The 22066-nt window shown below is 36.5% G+C and carries 21 protein-coding genes and 1 tRNA gene; 12 read left to right on the top strand and 10 right to left on the bottom strand.

Annotated features, from left to right (window positions below):
• The first annotated feature begins 108 nt into the window (after nucleotides 1-108).
• A complete protein-coding gene (locus J4227_07175; protein MBS3110283.1) occupies nucleotides 109-1479 on the top strand; it encodes a hypothetical protein in 1371 nt (456 codons plus the stop codon).
• Nucleotides 1479-2282, top strand: coding sequence for a hypothetical protein (locus tag J4227_07180; GenBank protein MBS3110284.1), 804 nt, complete (start codon nucleotides 1479-1481; stop codon nucleotides 2280-2282). The genes J4227_07175 and J4227_07180 overlap by 1 nt, the downstream gene beginning before the upstream one ends.
• Nucleotides 2283-2346: 64 nt before the next feature.
• Here the strand turns inward: J4227_07180 and J4227_07185 are convergent, their stop codons facing one another.
• The 3 genes from J4227_07185 to J4227_07195 are packed head-to-tail and all read right to left on the bottom strand — an operon-like array spanning nucleotide 2347 to nucleotide 4077.
• On the bottom strand, nucleotides 2347-2637 hold the full coding sequence (locus tag J4227_07185) for a hypothetical protein (GenBank protein ID MBS3110285.1): 291 nt from the start codon (nucleotides 2635-2637) through the stop codon (nucleotides 2347-2349).
• The gene (locus tag J4227_07190) at nucleotides 2634-3170 is read right to left on the bottom strand and encodes a hypothetical protein (protein MBS3110286.1); all 537 of its coding nucleotides are present in this window, start codon (nucleotides 3168-3170) and stop codon (nucleotides 2634-2636) included. The genes J4227_07185 and J4227_07190 overlap by 4 nt, the downstream gene beginning before the upstream one ends.
• Before the next feature lie 4 nt (nucleotides 3171-3174).
• Complete coding sequence (locus J4227_07195) at nucleotides 3175-4077, bottom strand: hypothetical protein (protein MBS3110287.1); 903 nt, start codon at nucleotides 4075-4077, stop codon at nucleotides 3175-3177.
• Nucleotides 4078-4230: 153 nt separating this feature from the next.
• Between J4227_07195 and J4227_07200 the strand changes: the two genes are divergently transcribed.
• The 3 genes from J4227_07200 (at nucleotide 4231) to J4227_07210 (ending at nucleotide 7917) form a co-directional block, all read left to right on the top strand.
• A complete protein-coding gene (locus J4227_07200; GenBank protein ID MBS3110288.1) occupies nucleotides 4231-4677 on the top strand; it encodes a hypothetical protein in 447 nt (148 codons plus the stop codon).
• Between the two features lie 103 nt (nucleotides 4678-4780).
• Entirely contained in the window at nucleotides 4781-7711 is a 2931-nt protein-coding gene (locus tag J4227_07205; protein ID MBS3110289.1) for a DUF87 domain-containing protein, read from the top strand.
• A gap of 26 nt (nucleotides 7712-7737) precedes the next feature.
• Nucleotides 7738-7917, top strand: a complete 180-nt coding sequence (locus J4227_07210; protein MBS3110290.1) for a hypothetical protein — start codon at nucleotides 7738-7740, stop codon at nucleotides 7915-7917.
• A gap of 43 nt (nucleotides 7918-7960) precedes the next feature.
• On the opposite strand, the gene J4227_07215 is transcribed toward J4227_07210, so the two are convergent.
• The 4 genes from J4227_07215 to J4227_07230 form a co-directional block, all read right to left on the bottom strand.
• Entirely contained in the window at nucleotides 7961-11062 is a 3102-nt protein-coding gene (locus J4227_07215; protein ID MBS3110291.1) for an N-6 DNA methylase, read from the bottom strand.
• Between the two features lies 1 nt (nucleotide 11063).
• Complete coding sequence (locus tag J4227_07220; GenBank protein ID MBS3110292.1) at nucleotides 11064-12269, bottom strand: PD-(D/E)XK nuclease family protein; 1206 nt, start codon at nucleotides 12267-12269, stop codon at nucleotides 11064-11066.
• A gap of 310 nt (nucleotides 12270-12579) precedes the next feature.
• On the bottom strand, nucleotides 12580-14997 hold the full coding sequence (locus tag J4227_07225) for a DUF262 domain-containing protein (protein ID MBS3110293.1): 2418 nt from the start codon (nucleotides 14995-14997) through the stop codon (nucleotides 12580-12582).
• 2 nt (nucleotides 14998-14999) lie between these two features.
• Nucleotides 15000-15644 carry a CRISPR locus-related DNA-binding protein gene (locus tag J4227_07230; protein MBS3110294.1) on the bottom strand — a complete coding sequence of 215 codons (645 nt, stop codon included), beginning with the start codon at nucleotides 15642-15644 and terminating at the stop codon, nucleotides 15000-15002.
• 104 nt (nucleotides 15645-15748) lie between these two features.
• On the opposite strand from J4227_07230, the gene J4227_07235 reads away from it, so the two are divergent.
• The 7 genes from J4227_07235 to J4227_07265 all read left to right on the top strand — a co-directional run bounded on the left by J4227_07235 (nucleotide 15749) and on the right by J4227_07265 (nucleotide 19224).
• A complete protein-coding gene (locus J4227_07235; protein ID MBS3110295.1) occupies nucleotides 15749-15937 on the top strand; it encodes a hypothetical protein in 189 nt (62 codons plus the stop codon).
• A 5-nt stretch (nucleotides 15938-15942) separates the two neighbouring features.
• Entirely contained in the window at nucleotides 15943-16209 is a 267-nt protein-coding gene (locus J4227_07240; protein ID MBS3110296.1) for a hypothetical protein, read from the top strand.
• 181 nt (nucleotides 16210-16390) lie between these two features.
• Entirely contained in the window at nucleotides 16391-16654 is a 264-nt protein-coding gene (locus J4227_07245; GenBank protein MBS3110297.1) for a hypothetical protein, read from the top strand.
• Nucleotides 16655-16844: 190 nt separating this feature from the next.
• On the top strand, nucleotides 16845-17105 hold the full coding sequence (locus J4227_07250; GenBank protein ID MBS3110298.1) for a hypothetical protein: 261 nt from the start codon (nucleotides 16845-16847) through the stop codon (nucleotides 17103-17105).
• Nucleotides 17092-17844 (top strand): hypothetical protein, encoded by a 753-nt coding sequence (locus tag J4227_07255; GenBank protein ID MBS3110299.1) that lies wholly within the window; start codon nucleotides 17092-17094, stop codon nucleotides 17842-17844. Before J4227_07250 ends, J4227_07255 begins: the two co-directional genes overlap by 14 nt.
• 72 nt (nucleotides 17845-17916) lie before the next feature.
• Nucleotides 17917-18624, top strand: a complete 708-nt coding sequence (locus tag J4227_07260; GenBank protein ID MBS3110300.1) for a hypothetical protein — start codon at nucleotides 17917-17919, stop codon at nucleotides 18622-18624.
• Nucleotides 18625-18930: 306 nt separating this feature from the next.
• Nucleotides 18931-19224, top strand: a complete 294-nt coding sequence (locus J4227_07265) for a hypothetical protein (GenBank protein MBS3110301.1) — start codon at nucleotides 18931-18933, stop codon at nucleotides 19222-19224.
• A gap of 174 nt (nucleotides 19225-19398) precedes the next feature.
• Here J4227_07265 and J4227_07270 read toward each other — a convergent pair whose 3' ends face one another.
• The 3 genes from J4227_07270 to J4227_07280 form a co-directional block, all read right to left on the bottom strand.
• Nucleotides 19399-20619 carry a tyrosine-type recombinase/integrase gene (locus J4227_07270; GenBank protein MBS3110302.1) on the bottom strand — a complete coding sequence of 407 codons (1221 nt, stop codon included), beginning with the start codon at nucleotides 20617-20619 and terminating at the stop codon, nucleotides 19399-19401.
• A gap of 62 nt (nucleotides 20620-20681) precedes the next feature.
• Nucleotides 20682-20752: transfer RNA gene (locus tag J4227_07275), tRNA-Arg, on the bottom strand.
• 268 nt (nucleotides 20753-21020) lie between these two features.
• Complete coding sequence (locus J4227_07280; GenBank protein MBS3110303.1) at nucleotides 21021-21923, bottom strand: PHP domain-containing protein; 903 nt, start codon at nucleotides 21921-21923, stop codon at nucleotides 21021-21023.
• Nucleotides 21924-22066 lie beyond the last annotated feature (143 nt).

The following is a 22066-nucleotide window of genomic DNA, read 5'->3' on the forward strand; positions in this document are numbered from 1 at the left end:
ACATAATCCGTAAACAAGTTTAATATAAATAGCTTTTGGCGGAGCAATTTACTGCTTAGTTTAATTCTCCGAGTTTCCCATTAATAGTTTCATAACCCTATCTATCTCATGCCTAAAACTATTTTCCTTCTTATGATATCCATATTTGCTGTAGTCCCTTATATCTTGGCTTTTGACTGCGCCACTGTCAGCTTTCAAAATCAACCACAATGTCTTCAAATACAATCTACAGTCTTGAATGAAACCGTCAAAAACTCCATTCTCTCAAATCTTGATTATTTGAGCAAGTACAACCCAGATCACGTCTATGTATACAATCACAATATTGGTATTTTGGTTAGTAATACACCCAATAATATCACTAAACTAGAAAGCTTATTCATCAAGAACGCTTGGCTAAGCAACCTGACTGTAATGCCATCTGTTCTATATAGAGAAACTCTTTATGTCCCGGACAATACACAGCTGTTAAACGGATATGGCTATGATATTGAAATTCCAGGCAATTATCTAAGTCCAGGCTATCCAAAAGTAAGCGATGGAGATTGCAGACGTGATTTCTCTCTTGAACAAAATACATCGCAAAATGCAGTCAGTGTAAATGGCATCTTACAAAACTATGGCAAACTTGTCAACCTAACAATCCTGTCAAACTCAACTATAAAATCAGATTTTTCCATTTATGTTGCAATGGGCATTGACCACTATTCTTGGCAACAGACAGAATGTCTGGAATGGGATGGCGATAATTGCGTAAAATACCTCTATGAATGCCTTTTCAATTACCATGAAACTCAGACAGATAGCCTTGAAATATCAGACTCCATAAATGTAAGTCATTATACCAATAACCTTAATGCAGGGCTTGAACAAATTGACCAATATTCCAATACAAGCAAATTCAGCCTTAATCTAAGCAATTCTTTTGAAGCTGTTTTCCCAAACTCAGAATTCAAGTTTTACAAATACATTTACAGCATTGTTCACAGCAAAGAGCCTTATTATTTTTACACGCTTAAGGCTAAGGATTATAACCAATCAAGTTACCAAAATGCGTTTTTATCAGACGGCTACTTATACATTCAAGATGGCCAAGATGCAAGCATCCATACTTTTGACTTCTTTTCTGAGATAAATACGACTTTATCCGGAAATTTCAGCAAGATTAATCTTCGCATTGAGACTGACAAGCTGAAATATGATGCAAATGAAACAGTTCTTGTAAGGATTTTTCCTTCAGATATTCCTGTAAGTGTTAAATATGGCAACTATACAATAATCGGCAAAAACAATGTCAGCTTTCAGGCTTTGCCATACCAAAACAGAATAACAGCTCAGTATGGCTTATTTTCCACAGAAACATATGTTCATGTCAATGACGAAGACAGACTAAACATTCTCCTCAATCTTTCAGCATTAGGTCTGCTAAATTATCTTTTTTACGGATTTTTATCAAAATCCTGGCCAGGTGCATTATAATGGCTGATGACTGTGGCCTGCTTAATCTAGCCACATGCCTGCCTCAAAAGCTATTTGATTTCTTTTTAGGCATTTTTAATGCCCCTTTGCAGCCTCTCCTAAGCTTTACAAAGACGCTATTAACCAGTCCTATTGACCTTGGCCTGTTTGCGTCATTGTGGGGGATAATGATTTACATCATTTCCCTGTTTTATGGCCTGTTATTGCTGTATTCCGGCTTTAATTTCATGATTTCCGGCTATGATGTTGTAAAAAGGGAGAAAGCGAAGGAATGGCTCAGGAACATTTTCATAATGATTGTATTGGTGCAAGCATCATATTTCATTTATGGCTTGATTTTGGACATTAACAGTTTATTGACAATAGGGATTATTAATTTGATTGACAATGACTTTTTTCTTCTTTCTGCTGACAATATTGTGAATATTGGCTTGCAGTTCCTTTTTGCAATATTCTATGTGCTGGCCTTACTTATGGCTGTCATAATCCTTATGATAAGGTATGTGGTTGTTGCTGTTGGAGTGGTATTTGTACCTTTGGCCATTTTCCTATATTTTATCCCACCTTTGAAAGAATATGGCAAGCTGATAATGAATTATTTGGGGGTTTGTATATTTTTGACCTTTTTTGACGCTGTGATATTGCTAGCCTGCTCCAAGCTGATTGATGTCGGAATATTTGACAATTTCAAGATATTGGTTATGATAACTGCTTTTTCTATTGTGAATTTGTTGATGGGATATTTGATGGTGTTTACACTGGTGAATACGGGATTGAAATCCTCGGGGAAAATACTAGGGTGATAAAGGAAGGAGTAAAGTGGCTAGGGTAAGCAATAATAAATTTGTCCATTTAAAATGATTCATATTATATTTGTCCAAGGAGCTTGATTAAAATTTCATCGCTCTGAATATTTAACTTTTCAAGTTTTTGTATCTTCACCAACCTCTTATTCATCTTCTCTTCAGGTGTAAGAAAAAGTGTTGGCTCAAGAGCGCCTATTTTCTTCTTGAAATTATTTAGCACCAATTCTTTGTCTTTTTTTTCCAACTTTGCAAACTCTTTTTTTGCTTCTAGTTGTTCTTTTAATTTTTGGAAAAGCAACGCTTTTCTTTTTCCAATTTCTACGAGGATTTCATTGTTTATTTCCTGTTTCATGCTTCTGCACCTTTATCTATTGTGTATGATGCCAGTTCATTTAAGCTTTCCTGACTAGCATATTTAATGGTATTTCGAACCATTTCAGATGCCAAATCTCTTGCCTCGGGTGATACCGTTTTAACTGTATCAGAAGCTGCTTTATCTGTTTCTGAATCAACAATGTTTCCCACAACATGCTTGATACCTTCCTTAGATGCCGCCTTTACGCCTGCTTCAACTTTATTGATTTTTTCTTTTTTAACAGCTTTTTGCACTTCCTTAATAGATTTCCCCATTTTATAGAGTTTGTATGCAGCTATAACCCCTGGAGCTGCGGCAGGAAATGCCGCACATAGGGCACCGACAATAGCTCCTTCAATGATACCTCTCCCCACGCGTGCTATTATTTCAGAAACCTTGTTTTTTGGTTTGCTGTCTTTTTGGCCCTGGCTCGAACCAGACAATGTACTCTGGCTATACATCGGTTTGTTACGTCTTTTGAATGCCTGAAATTCCCTGCTTCCACCACCACTTGCATGGTTTATGCCCATTTTCTTATCCTCTAACGAAATTTTTCAAAGTGAAATTGGTTTTAGGTTGCCCATTTTGAAACTGTAGTAACGTGGTTTGATCCATGCTGCCCGATGCAGCCTCTTTTATGAAATCATAATTATGCTTTATCGCGTCTATGATAGTCATCTCCTTTTTGTTGTAGGCAATTTTGTGGTAACCGCTGCCGATATCATTTTTGACAAGTATTCTTCCGTATGTGTAGCCCAAGACATAAGGAGTCATGCCAGCAAAATAATCCGCGTGTCGAAACCTTGCAAAAAGTCTTGGTGAGCTAAATCCTACAAGTGTTAATTCATTGCAATGTTTTTTCATCATTCCAGTTATAGCTTGCAATTCCTTCAACTCATCAGCCGAGCCAGAAACATAATTGCCGCAATGGAAAGCAAAATTTTTGTGACCACAAAGAGACGCAAAGCGAGAGCATAATCGGAAACTTTCCATGTCGTATCCCTTAATTAGTGGAGTGATGGTGATGTTTGCCGGCAGACCGACTAAACTCAACATTGTTTCCAAATGTGCTTGTAGTTTGTTATTTGTGAAAGTATGATTATACTCTCTATCTAAATCTTTGTATGTATATGTGTCTAGGCCTATGAAATCCCTGACGCCTGTTAATTTTACAAGGCGGAGAACCATGTCCCTTGCATTGTTGTGATAAATTTTATCACATTCATCATCCTCCATAATCAGATGCAATTTAATCTTCCCGGAATATCCAAGCATTTTGTGAAGGCTATAACCACATTTTTGCAGTTTTCCCCTGGTTTTAGGGGATGAAAGAATATCATATGCCGGTACAATAATAGAATGAGGATTCAACTTTGCTAGTAACTCATTCACAAAAGGACAATTCAAGCGAATAATAAGGGTGTATTTTTCTATCATGCGCCGTTTGAGGATTAGCTTCTATTTAAATGTTATGCTTTTTGATGGGCTTTCACATCAATGCCTTATACCAAAATTTAATATTTACACAAAATTTATATATACTAAAGCTGTGAGAAATGACAGGTACAAGGGTTACAGAGGTGGTATTGAATGGTTGAGGAAAGTCCGATACAAAAACTTGAAAAAGCATTAATTGGTAGCGCAAATGGAATGACTATACAACAGATTATCGACATAAGTGGTTTGGCTAGAGGTACCGTAAAAACCTATCTTGAAGAATTGAAAAGAATGGGAAGAGTGCATGAACAGGAGTATGGTTCGAACACTAAAGTATTTTTTCTGAATGGTAAGGGAGAATTTCAGCAAAATGTGCAAATGCATAGCGGAGTCTTGTTTATTGATGTTTTGACAGATCCATGGAAGCAACCATTTATCAGAGTAAAATATAGAAATAAACAAAAAGATGTCGGGGCAATTTTCCTGAATGCAGAAGATTCTGTTGATAAATTGATAAATGCCCTACAAAAAGCAAAGCCACAACTAAAGAGATATAAAGAATTAATTTCAAAATTGGACGCTGCAACGGAATCTGGCTAAATTTTGTTTTTTATTAATTTGATTCAGGATTTCCACCCTCTACATAAAATCATACATTCTCCGAGTCCCACTTATATCCAATCTCCACCATAATCTTTTCAATGTGGCCTACCAAATCCCTCAGCAACTCGAATACCAGGAAAAAATCATCTTCGGCCTGACATTCAAACAGTTATTCTACGCTATCATCTTCGGGACAATAACATTAATCATCTTCAAAACTATCGAAGCACCCTACTTCAAAGTCACTCTTGCCCTAATCCCCTCAACTTTAGGCATAATGTTCATGTTCTTCAATCTGGAAAACACGATAAAAGACTACTGGCATTTTACAAGATTCAAAAATAACGAAAATTACATTGGAATAAAGAAAATAGAGAACAACACAATTATTGCAAAAAACAAAGTCGCCATAATCAAAGTCCAACCAATCAATTTCAGGATAAAGCCAAGTGGAGAACAAGAAGCAATAATGGAATCATTCCAGAAATTTCTAAACAGTTTGGACTTCCCAATCCAAATCCTCATGAACACAGAAAGTTTGGAACTTGAAGATTATCTCAATTCTTTAAAATCGAGAATAAACCAATATGAAGAACTGTTCGAGCATTACAAAACCCATCTCCAAAAAGTCATCAAATCCAACAAGATAATGGACAGGATTTTCTATATTGTTATTCCAGAACAAAACAACATCGAAATTCAGGCTGACATTTGCCTGCAAAAACTGGAAAATCTTAACCTCAAAGCTGAAAGACTAAACAATGAACAACTACAAAAACTATTCAAAGCCAACCCAAAAATCAACAACCATCCAAAGCATTTGGAAGTAAACAAGAAATTTAACAGAATCATTTATGCACACGGCTATCCAAGAACTGTGGAAGCAGGCTTCTTAGACAGGATTGTTTCTTCACAAGGCGACTTTGACCTTAGCCTTCACATCAAGCCTTACCCATTGGAAACAATGCTCATCAACCTGAATAAGGAACTGCAAAAGCAAAGAGCAGATTTATACGTAATGCAAAATAAACAAATCATAAACCCTTCTTTAGAAATACAGTACAATGATACAAGGCATATCCTTGAAGAATTGCAAAAAGGCGAAGAAAAGCTCTTCAACATAAGCCTTTACATCTGCTGCAAGGCCGACACATTAGAGCAGTTAGAGCTATTATCAAGAAAGGTCGAATCTGAGCTAAACAGCCTTATGATTGCGCCAAAAATAGCCACTTTTCGCATGAGCCAGGGCTACAAGTCAATCCTACCCCTAGGCATAGACCAATTAAATGCCAACAGGAACATAACCACAAAGGCATTGTCAGCCTTCTTTCCTTTTACAAGCCAATTCAGCAGAATTGATGAAACAGGAATATGGCTTGGCCTTAACAGAAATAAAATTCCAATAATAAGAGACATTTTCAAATTGCCAAATCCAAATGGTCTAGTCCTTGCACAATCAGGCGGTGGAAAATCATATTTCTGCAAACTGTTGATAGCAAGATATTTGCTAAACGGCACTAAGGTAATGATTATTGATCCCCAAGGTGAATATAAAGAACTTGTAAGTCATTTCAACGGCCAAAGAATCGACCTTTCAAGAACAAGCCAGACAATAATCAATCCTTTAGATTTAATGGGCCATGATTACACTGAAAAACGCCTTTCTTTAATGGATTTAATGCCTGTTTTATTAGGCGATTTAACAGAGCCTCAAAAGGCCTTTATTGACAGGGCAATAACAGAAGCGTACAGCAAGAAAGGCATCAAAGAAGAACCCGAGACATGGCAAAAGACACCACCAATTCTTGGTGATGTTCTTGAAGCATTAAAACTGATGGAAAAACACTCCATCCAGCTTGAAAAGTCCACAATTAGAAGCTTAATGAACAGATTAAGCATGTATGTTGATGGCGTTTTCAGCTTTCTCAACCGAAAAACCAACATAAATTTCAACAACAATTTTGTATGCTTTGACATTGGCAATATGCCAAAGCAAGTCAAGCCAGTCATTATGTTCCTTGTCCTTGATTATGTTTACATGAAAATGAAGTCAGATTTGTCAAGGAAAATCCTCTTAATTGACGAAGCATGGTCATTATTGTCAAGAACAGAAGATGCAACATATATTTTTGAAATTGTAAAGACGTGCAGGAAATTCAATCTCGGCCTACTTTTAATCAATCAGGAAGTTGAAGGAATGCTTGAATCTGAAGCAGGCAAGTCAGTTTTGGCAAACTCAGCTTACACATTATTAATGCGCCAAAAGCCTGCTGTCATAAAAGGCATTTGCGAAGCTTTCCATCTTAGCAATCAGGAAAGAACCCATCTTCTTACAGCACAAGTCGGAGAAGGCATTCTCATTATGGAAGATGATCACACCGAAATAAAGGTTGTAGCATCAGAAGAAGAGCATCGAATTATCACAACGAATCCAGATGAAATTATAGAAAATAGCAAAACGAAAGAAAAACCATCTAAAAGCTTAAAGAATGCACAACGAAAAGAAGTCACAATAAATGTGGATTCCTATGTAGGATTATACAAGTGCTCAAAGCTCAATCTCGAAGAAATCAAGTACCTGATGGCCAAAGGCCACAGGAGCTTTGAAGCTAAAAGCCTTCTTGGAAAAAAGAAGGAAAAGTTTCTTGTGAAGCCAAGATTCAATGAAAGCCTTAGCCATGCTTTTCTCGTTTATGACATTGCAAATTATCTTGAAAGCAAAAACATCCCCTGCCAGAAATTCACAACAAGAAAGCCAGACATAATATTTGAATTAAATGGCAAGAAATTTGCAATCGAGGTTGAAACAGGAACTGTACTGCACAATAGGAAGAAACAAATTCTTGAGAAAGTAAGCTTACTGAAACAGAATTATGATAAGTGGTTCTTTGTAGTCACCAATCCAAATTTTACCAAAAAGTACAGAAAATATGGAAAATCCATTGACATAAGATATTTGTCAAACCAGCTCGATAAAATGCTCAAAAAACAAAATAGTCACCATACATATAGGCATAATAATGTTAAGTGACTATTTTCAATAAGGAGGCAACCAAAATGGAAAAAGAAACCAAGAAAGTTGAATTGAGCGCATTGAAGATTGAGCAGCTTAACAAGCAGCCAATACTGGAAACATCAATCCAGATGAGTGAAGATAAGAAGTGGCTTGTCCACAAGACAGTCATAACCGACATCAAACCAATGAGTTACATGGAGAAAGTAATGGGCTCTAAATAGAGCCCATATAAACTTTTATTATAAAGAAGAATTTTTCAAAAAGTCAAACTTTGATTGCTTTATCAATGATCTTGCGCTCCTCTGTGATTCCGTAAAGGTCGAAAACAAGGTCGTCTATTTCGGCTTCAAGGCTCTTAATTTCTTCATTCTTTAATTTCGCTTTTAGGAGTTGCGTTACCTTTCCTGCAATCTCGCTTTCTAATTTTTTGTTTTCTTGTGGTAGCGGGAATTTGGAAATGCTATTTACACTCATCTGTCTAAAGCCGCCAGACTTTATTGGCTGAGTTTTTAAGTAATAAGCAAAAATTTTCGAATTAAGAATACCCAATAGGGCGTGCTTGTTCATCTTAGGGCAGATACCGATAATACCTGCCGTACCACCTATAAAAAGAGCTTTCTCCTCATTCAAGGCAAAATTCGGCTCTTTGGTGAGTGCAGGCGTTACTATTTCTGCTTTATCAAAATCAGAAGGCAAATCAAAATACATCATCGCATAAAATTCTTTGTGCAATTCGATTGCAGTTTTCTTAAACCACTTACGCCCATCTAACACTGCCTTTATTTCCTTGAAATAGCTGAGACTATTTGGGAATTGTTTCGCCATAATCTCTAATGAAAATGTGTACGGAGGACTGTCACTATGGGGATAAATCGCGGAAATAGAAGCTTTTGCAGCCCATCTTCGCACGTCCCTACCCTTGAGTGTCGGTTTTACAATTTTTGGCTCAACTTTTACAGCTTTTAACTTTGTGGTTATTGTTACGAGAGGTTGGTCGTTGTCTTCAATCTTGCCAAAATACGCGCCATCTTTTCCGGTTCTCAAGCCAGAAACAAATGTTGCACGGTCTGAAAGCTTTGGCAAAGCAGTCAATCTCTTAACTATCCCCCACTCGTCTTTCGGTCTGATTATCCACGGTTCATCTGAAAATTGATTGGTCGGAAGATTGAACATTGTCAAGTTTGTCGGTTTCTTGCCAGAACTTTTATATTCCTGTATCTCTTTGAAGATATTTTTATTATTAGACAAAACCTTTGCGCAGAAAGTTGTCTGAATTTTTTCTTTGGTAAAGATGAAAATAAGAGGATAATTTGTGGCGGAGTCGAAAACACGCTTGTCCTCAAAATCAATAAGCTCTTGAATACCAACATTTTTGCTTAGGAAGTGGCGTAAGTTCTTTCCGTAGTCTTTGACCATAAATTGATTTGAGCAGATGTATGACATTCTACCTTTGTCAGTCATTAATTGAACTCCTAACTGAATGAAGGGAATATATAAATCAAAATTACGGAAAACTGTCTCAGAATATGTCTTTCGATAACTATCTATCTGAATGCTGCTATCTAAATTAGAGGTATTAACATAAGGTGGATTTCCAACTACAAAATCATATTTCTTCTTTTTTAGTTCATCTGTATATGATTTGTCTTTGGCAAGGCTCTTACCAGTTGCTCCTTGGAACTGCACTAAATTAGTTTGTTCAGTTGGTATCTCAAGAGAGTCTGTCTCGTAAATCTTAAAGCGTGGAACTGTAAAAGAGGAGTTACCCTTTATCGCTTTGGAATACAAGTCAATCACCTGAAAAAGCAGGTTCATTTCAGTTATATGTACTGCGAATGGATTAATATCAAAGCCATGAATATGTGTTGCCACAGAATTAACAATCTCCTCACATTCTTTTGCAGACAATCTCTCATAAACTTCTGACCACTGCTTATTATCAAGTGCCTCTTTAGGAGTGGCTTTTCCAAATTTCACCACATGTCTAGCAATCAGTCTTCTGGCAGCTCTAACAATGAAGCCACCTGAACCGCAAGCAGGGTCTATTATATCTTTTCCCTCTATGGCCTTACTAGGAGTATACTCAACAGCATTAAGTATATAATCAATAACTTCGTCTGGTGTATAAAATTCCCCTAGTCTTTTTCTCTCTTCTTTTGGTAAATACTTTTCATAAAGCTTGCCAAGTATATCCCTATCCACCTTAGTAAAGTTGAATTGATTGAGAAGCCAGATAACTTTGTTTAATACATGGTCTAACTCACCATCGCCACTTTCATACCAATCTAGAGGATTATCTTTTTCATAGAAGTGATAATAAATCTTCTGTGCACCGCCATAAGAAAATTTGATTATTTGCTTGAATACTTCAGAATCGCCGACTATTGGTTCCGACAATTCTTCACGCAATCGCTCAATACCACCATTTGAAATCTTTTTTTTGAGAAGGTTCTTGTCCTCACAAATTCGTATAAATAATAACCTATTGAGCAAAACGTATATAGATTCTTTGCAGAAAACCTGCTTGTTTTCATCTTCATCGTCGTCAGAGCGATTGGATAATGCCTTCCAAATATAATATCCAGAGAAAGATGCATATTTTTTGTATTTGCCTTCAGTTTTTAGCTCGAATTTAGCTATTTCTGCAGCGTGTTTGGAGTTTTTCCTACTAGCCCCCTTCAAGTCACTAAGTTCACCTAGGGTATGTTTATACTGAGCATATCCGGCGTAATACTCATCAAATGCACTGTAAGTATACTGTTTTAACAACTCCGTGGAAATGTGATTTAATTGTTCAATAAGTTTTTTAAAACCACTGTCGTCTGCAACATCTATTGTTGCGTAATATTCATTGAATTTGTTATATTTGCTTTCATTCCACAATTCTTCTTTTGAGATATTCTTAAGAAAGAGTATTTGCTCAGTTTCTTGTGTTGTGAGTTTATCTTCCTTTGCTCTCTTAGTATCAATAATATTTTTAAAATTAATATTGACTTTAAGAACCCTGTGTCCCTTTTCATTTTGCCACAACAAAAAGGTATAACCATTGGTCAGACCCACATATTTTGTGGATTCATCTGCATATTTTCCTGCCTGTTCTCTCCATTTTTCAGCATCTAAGTCCTCCTTAGGTTTTTTTGTTTCTATTACAACAACTCTTAAATTATTTTCATCCTGTAAAGTGATATCAGTTCTTTGCCTTTCAAAGATATATTCATTACCTTGGTAATGTAGAACGGACTTTACAAAATAGTCAACGAATCTGGGACTAAAATTGTGTTCTAGTGTTTCTGAGCTTATCTCTTTATTAATATGGATGAACGCCTTTAGTACTTGTTCAATAAAATTATCTGATTCTTCACTCACTTTATTCCTCTCCCTTAACCTTCCCCAAGCTCAACCTATAGCTCTTCTCAACTTCCATGAACTTCTTGACTGAACTAACAACCGAAGCAGGCCATCCCCCTTCCTCAATAGCTTTCTTCAAGGCATTTGTATCCAAGCCAGCCACATCATCCCATTTGTTTAGCTCTTTTAAAAGCTTTTCCAGCTTTTCCCTCTCTTTTGTGTTTTTTGCAGGAACCTTGATTGAATCATACTGCTTTATGCTTACCTTATTGTCTTTGCTGAACACCACAGAAACATCCTTTGACTCTGCATACCTAATCAAGGCATCCTTGACTAATTCCATTTCATCATTAATCTCTTTCTCCAGCTGCCTTTTCTTATATGTCAATTCAGCAAACTTATTTACAAGCTTCACACCATCCTCTTTCAGGTACTTGTTCTTAGGTAGCTCTTCAATAGCAGCTTGATGCTTCCACATAGGGCATATGCCCTTGTATTCGCACCAGTCACAGAGTGTCGAAACAGTAGGGGCAAACTCCTTTTCCCCTTCAATCTCCTTAATTATTCCTAAAATGTTCTTCCTCAGCACAATAAGCTGCTCAGGATTCCTTTCACTAACCATTTCCTTGTTGAACTGCAAAAAGTGCCAGACAAGCCTTACTTTCTTTGCATCCTTGAAATTCTCCCTTACCCATATGGAATACAAGGCAAGCTGCCTATCTTCATCCAAATGTGCCTGTGTTGGCAAAGACTTGTTTGTCTTGTAGTCATGGATTTCATATACTTCAGGAGAAGATTCAACAATCCTGTCCATTCTTACATGAATCGTATTTTTCTCATCCAAATCAAGGAAATATTCAGTTTCAATGCCAAGGACTTTGCCCTGATTAAACGGCTCATAAGTATTGTAATAATCATATATGAACTTGGCACCCATACTCTGGTAGTCTTTGGGACTTAAATCATCATTAACAATGAAGACAGTTCTGTTCCAGTTCTTTTTCCACTCCAAATGGTAAAATCTCAATACTTCCTTCAAAGAAAGCTTTTTTCCAAATTGCAGCATGCGATAAAGCTTTTCGAGCGCCTCATGGACACGAGAGCCAAGAAACAACTCAATGCTCTGGCCACCTTCCACTACCTTAATCCTGTCAATATAGTGGTATTTGTACTTTAATCTGCATTGTTCGAATGAGCTTAGCTTTGAATGGGAGTATGTTGTCATCTTATCTCATATCTTGGCAGCGATGGTCTTTTATATGCTTAGGGCAATAATAACTCTTGCATCTATCACATTTCTTAGCACATTTCTGACATATGAATCCACCTTTGGTAAAAACCCTAGCTCTATGCCATGAACATTTAACATACTCCCCTCTTTTTGTCAAGGGTGCTCCGCACCAAGAGCAATGTGTAATACTTTTTTGGCCTTCTTCTACCATCTTAGAGATGTCTGAGTTAAATAAATTCAACAAATGTTCCTTTAATTTTGATATTATCTTTACCATTTAATCTCCAAGTCAATCAATGTGTTGTCAAGGTCGAAGATTATTGCTTTTGTCATCGTTATACTTTTCAGATAATAAAACTAAATTTATATATTTTTGAATGTCCTCAATGCTCTTTATCTGGATGCGTAATCTTCTGTCCTTATACCTAACTGAATCACTATCATGATTGGGATTTATTTTGACATCTAGTACAGAAATATAACAATACTTATCTCTCAATCTGAATGCCGCAAAATAATTTGCACCATTCTTAAATCCAATAAAATATTTGTTTATTTTCTCTTCAAATTGGGTTAATTTGCTAAGTTCTTTTCTAAATTCCAGAAGCAGTTGATACATGAGGGGGTTATTTGTCATTTCTTTGGCATGTTCCTCAGAATATTTTATATCATCTATTGTATCATCATCGCTAAATTCGTCTTCTATATAAGCAGCCTTTATGAAATTCATAACATAGTCTATATCTTCTTCTTTGCTCAATTCAATTTCTTTATCACCTGTTCCATGATGTCCAATTTGGGACACATCACGTACAAGACCCTTCGGATCATTTATCTTCTCAACATCATAATCAATCCAAATCTTTATTTTGCTGTTCTGTATTTCAACTGTAGCAAAATTTCCCCTTCTTTTGAATGCAATATAATACTTTTTGGGCTCCAATTTGACATCTGGCCCTAAGCTAAGGATTTTTTCCTGAAGTGTGTTATATATTAATTGTGTTGACGCACTAATACTTTCGTCCTCCTCTACAGATGCATTCCCTTCCCAAAAGAAATCAATTTCAAAGATTTTGCAAAGTTCCTTGAATATCCAATTTGCTCGATCATTTATCTTTCGGGTTGTCCAATTCTTGTCATCACCAACAGCATTAACAATATTTTGAGTTATAACAAATCCAGTCATTCCGTCTATTCCTTTACCACTATATACACTAAGCTTGTCCAGAAATGGTCTATTGCTTGCTTCAATGTTTTTCTTTCCAGATAGTAAAGTCAAATTACCAATACTATTCAACATTTTTTCAGCTTCTTCCTGTTTAAACAGATTTTGCCAATATCTGATTTTTGCAAATCCTTGTGGTAAGATATGCTCTACGTGGACAAATTTTTCCAGATCTATATAATTGATATTTGTATTATCTGTTTGTTGGTATTCTATTATTGCTAGAATCGGTTTGCACCACGAGAAATCATAAACCCCAAAATTCAAGTTTTTCCATGCCCTAATTACAACACGATCTTCCTTCAGTTTCGCATCCAGTTTACTCTTGATCGAGGATATAGTCTCTTTGTTCTTAATCCATGCTATGATATTAAAAGAAGTCTGTTTTGTTTTAGATGTGGTATATTCCGCTATCCAATAAACATAATAAAAATTTCGTAATGTTTTTGCAAGTTGAAGAAAATCCTCATGACTCCAGTTCTCCATCTTCGCAGTCAAAAGTATTGATTTCCAAAAAACATCATGCCTCAAGTATTCTAAGGCATAGATAACTTTAGAATGTTCATCATCTATCTCATCAAAATAATCTATCAGTTTTTTAAACTCATAGATAATATTTTTTGGTTCCCTGAGTTTGAACAATCTTTCCAATTCATCATACAATGATTTCTTGGGGTTGCTACCAAGCAAATAATATAAGTAATAAGTAAAAAGGTTTGTCAGGCCTTCATTGAATTCTTTGGCCTTGTTTTCAATATATACCCAATCTTGTTCAAAAATTCTGAGGTCTTCATCGCTTTTTAACCGGCCCATCAAATAACTCTTTATCAAATCAGCAGGAGTTAGGTCCATACCCCTATTGTTCAGAACTTGAAACAATTTGATAGCAAAGGATCTGGTAGTGCATTCTATCGTAATAACTCTGACTTGATCCAAAAGGTAATCAGTAAATTTATCTATGCTTTCCGGTGACGAAGCTTTTAATGCTTCAATTTTCTCCCTAAATAAGAACGCAGCATTTAGAAAATTGTTTTTCTTCAATTCATCCCGATGTCTAGGAATATCATAATTAATCCCATTTATTATCTCCTGCTCAAAAACATTCTGTTCATGGAATTGCGTTGTGAATCGCAATCTTTCGGAGCCAGTTTCAAAATTTTTTATTCTCCCCAGAATGCGGTTTTTCTTTACGTTATCATTTAAATTTTTGTAATACAAATCTCTTAATGCGCAAAATAAGATTGTCAAAGTTGTCATTCTCTGTTGCCCATCTATTATATCAAGCGAGCCTTTGCTGTCGTTCCTAGTCAAAATAATTGATCCCAGAAAATATTCTTCATCATTATCTTCCATTGCTGTAAAGATATCATTCCAAAGGTCCTCTATCTCTTCGTTGGTCCAGCTGTAAGGCCTTTGGAAAGAAGGTATTTGATAATATTCATTGCTATCAAATAAGCGTAGAATTGTTTTACTTGCCGGAATAAAAATATCTCCCATCTTCACAGCCTCGCTATCTTCCCAGCATCAGTTAATTTCAATTCATCTGAAACTAAGTCCATGTCTTTTAATTCATCAATTGAGCGATAGAGCATTGCAGTTGACAAGTCAATCTTCTTAGATAATTCGGTTATGCTCTCGCCCTTGCCTTTATCTAATATTTCAAGAATTTTCTTTTGCGAATCATTTAGCTTAAAAGACAATCTTGGCAAATATACAATCGCATTCTTGTCCTCTTCTGGATTATAAGCAATTTTCTTTACCCTATCATGCCTAGCATATGCAGCAAACAGCAATCCCATAGCTTTAGTTTTACGGCCAGAAGTAACATTGACATAGATTAAATCATCCTTAGGCTGCATATCAATTATCTCAACAGCTTTCTCTGCTATTTTTACAATATCATATACATCTGTTTTGACAGTCTTTACATCTATAACCTTTCCCAAGCTATTTAAAATCAATTTAACAGAGGCATCTTGCTCTTTATTGGGTGAATTATCAATCAATAGTATCAACCTATCCGGCCCCAATCTAGTTGTAGCAAGAATAACAGGCTCTGGATTGTACAGAGTAGCAATTAACACTTTTTTGCCGATTTCCCCCATTATCATATTATTTTCGGGCAGATTTATATACCTTTCCATATAATCCGCTAATCTTTCATTATTTATATAACTTTCTACTGAATTAGCGAAATATATACTAAATAATAGAAATCTTTATAAGGATGATAGTCATCCATAAGATCATGAAGAAAACTTTGGGCATCGACGAGTTTTATCCAATTGCAAATAAAATGCGCGAAATTTGGCAGAATGAAAAAGATGTTGGAGTTTTCATTGTTGTAATTGACATATACGGGCAGATGGCTTTAATACACACCGAATACAAAGCTTTGAATTTATTGTTAGATGAAAAAACTAAACAAGAGGGGTAGATTGCATGGAAACAATAATTTTAACGGAGCAGCCAATTAATGGCCATATATTATCAAAAGAAGATAAAATGAAAGAAGCATTCCTTGATGCATTGAACACTTCCCCTTTATCTGATAAGATGAAGGAGGAGATTAGACTTTCCTTTGAAACTTTTGAGCAGAATAAAAAAGACATTTTCGTTAGCAGGATTTTTGGATTTTTCGGCTCCACTGGACTGGGCAAAACCTATTTGGCTGTTTTTGTATATTTATTTGGTAATATCTTATTATGAGTACTTTATTGACCACAAATTCAAAGATAAGATGTATTATCCTCAACTAAAATATCTTTATGTTGGAAGTCTGGCATTGCTTGTATTATTTTTTACATTATTGTATTTCAATCAATCCCTTTTAAGAATTCCTTATTTTTTTGTGGTAATGGGCTTGCTTTTTGTTATCGCGCCAATTGCTATGGCAGTGTCAAAATTTCACAACAGGTGGGTTAAGTTTGCAAAGACAGCAGTATATTTCTTCTTCTTTTCAATAATTTACGAACTCACAGCTTTAGCATTAAATCAGTGGTATTATCCTGGACACCAATTCATTGGTTTCATAACTATCTTTGGGTTAGGATTCCCGTTTGAGGAATTTTTCTTCTGGATACTGCTCGGAGCAATATGCATTCTATCATGGTATGAATTCTTCGATGATAAAACAGCAATGGAGAATGCGTAAATCTGCAGGTACATTAATTTGATACATTATATCACAAATCTTCCACTCTAGCAGATCACTATCCCTAATCGTTATTTATTTTCATATATAAACCATTCTAAATTATTTAAATTATTATAATAATTATAACATTAATTATAATAACCAAAAAAACATTATAATAACTAAATAGTGACAAAATTTCAGGGGGATGAATGTGCAAGCAGAAAAAATAAGCATCTACCAAAGCATACTTTCAGTCAAAGGCAAGATATTCTGGAATGATGGAAGGCGAAGAATTGACCTCAAGAAGCCAATCAGGGACATCATTGTGGCAAATAAAACTGCAAGCTATGTCATGGAATTATGTCTGAGCAAAGAAAGCCTGTCTAAAAGAATTAAGGAACTACTCAAAGAAAAAACATTGCCGGTTATCATGTATTTTGTGAGGGATGAAAATGGAAGCAATTGAACGCTGCCAGGATTGTGGGAATAGTCAATTCAAAGCGGAAAATCATGAGCTTATCTGCAAGAGTTGTGGCTTGGTGATTGATGACTATGGAACTGAAGCATTGCCATTGAATATATTGTCTGAAATAGAAACAAGACCAGTTGACGGTAAAATTGTCAAAGCTTCGTGGCTTTTATCAAGTAGAGAGAAGAATTTACGAAATTCAAGCATGGAAATGGATAAATTGGCTTGGAAGCTCAGCTTGCCAGGATATGTTAGAGAACAGGCTTTTGCCATATACAAGGAAGCTGTTAATAGGGACTTGTGCATTGGCAGGAGAAATGAGAGTATAAGACTTGCTGCTTTGTATCAAGCATGTCTTGAAAACGATTTGCCAAAAACAGCATTTGAAATAATCCAGGGAAGCAATGTGAGCAAAAGAAGCCTTTTGCGGGCTCACAGGATTTTGAAGCGGAAATTGGGACTGAAAATTGGATTGTCTGACCCGTTAGATTACCTGCCGAGGTTTGTTTCTCAATTGTCATTAAGCCAGGCTTGCCTTACGAAGGCAATGGAAATAATGGAAAAAGTGAAAGAATCTCCTGAATATTCAGGGAAGAATCCAAAATCAATTGTTGCTGGCGTTATTTATTTGGCTGCCAAAGAATGCGGTGAAGAGATAACTCAGAGGCAAGTTGCGAACTTGATTGGGGTGACTGAGGTTACGATTAGAAAAAGATGCAAGGAAATTCATCAATAATGTCGATAATCTTAATTTATTTAGTACCGGCAAAAGATAAACTATTTAATTCAGTTTAAATATTGTTGGGGTATGGAAATGGAAATCATTGAAACAATTGGTTTATTGAAAAGAATACATGTAAACATAATAGACAATGCAAGTAAAAGTTCAGATTTTAAAAAGAATGACTCTTATCAGGTTGTGGAATTATTACATAAAAAGATTATATCATTGGTAGAATCAGTAATAATTCTGAATAGAAATTATAAATATGCTGAATCTTTGATGGTGATAAGAAATATTTTTGAAACAAGTGTATTTATTTTATACTTGAAACAGTACCCCTTCGAGAGCAGAAGATGGCTATCTTGGAATAACCTTTCCTTTGAGGAAAAAGAAAAAATACCAAAGAAACAAAAAGAGTTTGAAGGCTATCTTAAAGACAAAGATTATCAACAAATCTTGGATCTTGTGACTAAAGATAATTTCTTTGCTTTAAGAAATTTCTCGCCAACTTTAATTCGAAATATGGCCTTCAAGGACATGTCTGATAATGGCAGCGAATATAGTGAATTTTATGAACTTGTCTGTAAGTTTTCACATCCTTCATTTGTTTCGATGGCAAAGAATGATAAACTTGACATACACAGCAAGGAACACATCGATAAAACAGCATTATTTATTTTGCTTGAGTCTTCAGTAGTATTTATTTGGGTTTTAAATAATTTTATCGACACCGACCTAAAGGATACCTTTGAGAATGAATACAAAAGACGAAGAAAATTATTAATTGATTAAGTCTCATCTTTATTATCACTTTTTTGTTTCAGCTTTTCCATAATCGCTTCCTTTACAAACTCACTGACAGAACATTTCCCTTTGCATTCCTCAACCAATTTCTTCCACAAAGAATTTGGACAATAAAAGCTCCTTCTTTCCCCTCTATTCTGCTCGTACTCTGTCTCCATGCTTAACAATGTTCACGCTAATATTGATACCAAAGGGATAAAGAAATGTGCTCATTTTTGTTACCTTTATCGTCTACAGTTCCATTTAAATACAATGATGACCATCATATTATTATCACATTTAAGGGGGGTTAAAATGATGCAAGAAACACAATATAGGAGGATTAGTAAAACTTACAGATATGTCGATTTGAGGTCAAGGGCAAATGAACTAATGAAACTTGTGGCTGAAAGCCCGCATGAAGTTGGCACAGAAGCCAACATAAAGCGATTATTGCAGACCTACTCATTAGCATTAATGGCAAAGGACATGGCTCCTGCAAGCCATCAGGCAAGCTTAGACTCACAGCTTAGGGAAGTCCTGGGTATAGCCTATGAGAATGTCAGGGTACAGGCTCGGGACAATATGCTAAAATTTTCGGAGAATTAATCTCCGAGTTTTTCTTATATTTTTTCTTATCTTTTACTTTCTTATGGAACCAAGAATAAAAGCTGTTCTTGATAAAGAATACCAGGACAATCCGCTCTATCCATATTACCTGATTTATTTTGAGCAATTTGTCTGGGATAACAGCCAAAAGGCCTTTATTAGAAAATCAAATGCTTAAGAGCCTTCTTGAGAGGATTTATCAAGTATTATCTTCGTTTCTTCGCTGTTGTCAATTAGCTTAAGAATTTGGTTAATCTGCCCTTGCATGTCATTCCTGAGGCTGCTTATTTCCTCCTCCTTTGCCTGCTGGATTTCCACTGCCTTTTTCACAGTAAGGGCCGCGGAGCATTTTTCGCAAATCTCCGCATGAGGGTCGTTGATAAAATCGCAGCGGGAGCATGGCAAATTTGGTTTTGGCTTATCTTTTTCCTCAACTGCAAAGCCATTATGCTTCTTGATTCTTGATATCTGGTCTTCCATGTTTAGTCTTCCATAGACCTCGGCGAAATATTTAACAGAATGCCCGTGCCTTTGGGCTGCAATGTCTATTGGCAAATTATCCTTTTTATCAAGATAACAGCTAGAATGCCTCAGGGAATAGAAATCCATTGGCTTATCAATGCCTGCCTTGCGTGCCGTTTCCTTTACCCTTTTGAGTACTGCCGCATATTGGTATTTCTTTAATTTTCCGTAATTTTGAGACTCTTGTGTCCATAGCGGGTCATTTTGCTTTTTACTAGGATGAGTTTGAATCCATCTTAGCACCATTGGAACACATCTCCATGCTGCAAGTTCCCTCTTGCCTGTCTTGCCTGACAAAATCCTTATGACCAAAAAGTCATTCTTTATGCCAATATCGCCATAGTTCAGGTCAATGAATTCAGAAGGCCGTAAGCCTGTGTCCAATTGCATGGCTATTATTGCCTTAAGCTGAATGCTGTTTGTGGCATTTATTATCTGCAAACCATCTTCCCAGCTGATCATGTCATCAGTATCCAAATCCCTTTTGTTCTCTTTTATCTGCACCCTGCCCCTAACTTCCTCTATTGCCAATTTTATGGATATGGGAAGAGTTCCCTTATTAATTATTTTGCAGAAGCGTTTTGAAACATTAATCAAAGTAGGGATATGTCTTGGCTTGTCTAACGCTAGCTTCCTATACAACTCTTTCATGCGATTTTTATCACGCATCTCCTGCTTTATGTTTTCGCCACCTGAAAGAAAGATTCTCAAATGCTCCATGAAGATTTGAACTCTTGCTGAGCTAACACTATCTTGGTATGCCGGCAAGAATTCTTTTTCAACAATCTGCTTATTTTTTTGGCTGATTTTTTCATCCTGAAAGAAATTTCTAACAGCCCTTTCTGCCTGTTTTTCGTAATTTAATACTGGCATAATTGGGTAAAAAGGGCTTAAAGTATATAAAGCTTTGCTAGGGAGTCATACGAAAAGTACTACGCCCCCGCTGGGAATCGAACCCAGGCCTCAAGGTCCGCAACCTCGTATTCTTCCACTAGACTACGGGGGCAATATGAAAAATCGTTTGATAAATCTCGTTTAATTACTTTTGCTTTGCGAAGCAAAGCCTCGGAGCCAAGGAATCTTAAATTCCGCCGGCAACGACTTTTTGGGTCCTATCCTTTTTCTAGAAAAAGGATAGCTAGGCTACAGGGGCATTGCGTTAATGATGCAATATGAATCTATAGGAAATAACCTTAATTTTTGTATGTTTTGAAATGAGTGCAAGGTTATTTCCTAATAAGCAAATCACTTATTCGTTAGGAACAAAGTTCCGATTAGTTTACTCCTGAAAACCCGTTCCTTATGCCTTCCATTGTGTCTGCAAATTTCTTCCTAATCCTGGGCTTCAGGTCATCAATCCTGTTCTTGACAGAAAACTGGTATGTTGTCCTTGCAATTGAAGGCATGTACCTCAGGCGCTTCGATAATACCCTTGATTGGTTGAATATCCCCCTTAGCCTGCTGCCCTCAACGCCCATCACAAAATTGTTTTTCTTCCTGACATGGTCCAGGAAATCATCAACATCTGAGGCATGGGTATAAGTGACAACCCTCCCCAATTCACTGAGGGTATGGCCATCGCTGCCTCCGGTTATGGGCTTTTGGACATCCATGGCAAATTTGACTGACTTGAGGTTCCTCATCCTCGTGTCCTCCCCATTGATGACCTCAACAGCGCCGACCCTTCCAATTATATCCTTTGCATCATCACTCCTGTTGAGATAGCTTACCCACCCTTTCCAGAGAATGCCATAGGGCTGGGACATTGATGCTATGCAATTATAATGCTCAAGGTCATCCAGTATCTGCATGATTGTTTTTTTCAGCCTTCCATACGGGTTGGCATATTTGTAGTCCCTTATCCTCTTTTCATAGAAATCAATGAGCTCTGTTTTGGAGTAAAAATAAACCTGGAGGTCCCTGCCTTCCCTGCAGTTCACTTCAATGCCTGGCACTGCAAAGATTTCCGCCTTCTCCATGACTTTCAATGAACCCGTGACAATATTATGGTCGGTCACAGCCACGCCCAGCTTGCGCTTTTTTGCCAGCTTAATCAGGCTGGAAACCTTGGTTTTGCTGTCAGAATATTCAGTGTGGTAGTGCATATCAACGCCTACAAATCCATTTTTCTGGAGTTCAGCCCCGTCTGGCTTTTGGAAAATCACTTTCTGCACCATGCATTTCACGCATCCAACTCAATATATAAATATTGTTGTGGCTGGGGCTCTGTAGAAAGTCTTAAATAAAAACAGCCCCTCATCAGGGCGTTAGCCCTGAGTTGGGGCAGGGCAGAGGTGCGACTCTGCCATGGAAAAGGAAA

The sequence above is a fragment of the Candidatus Woesearchaeota archaeon genome (assembly GCA_018303405.1).
GTDB lineage: Archaea > Nanobdellota > Nanobdellia > Woesearchaeales > JABMPP01 > JAGVYD01.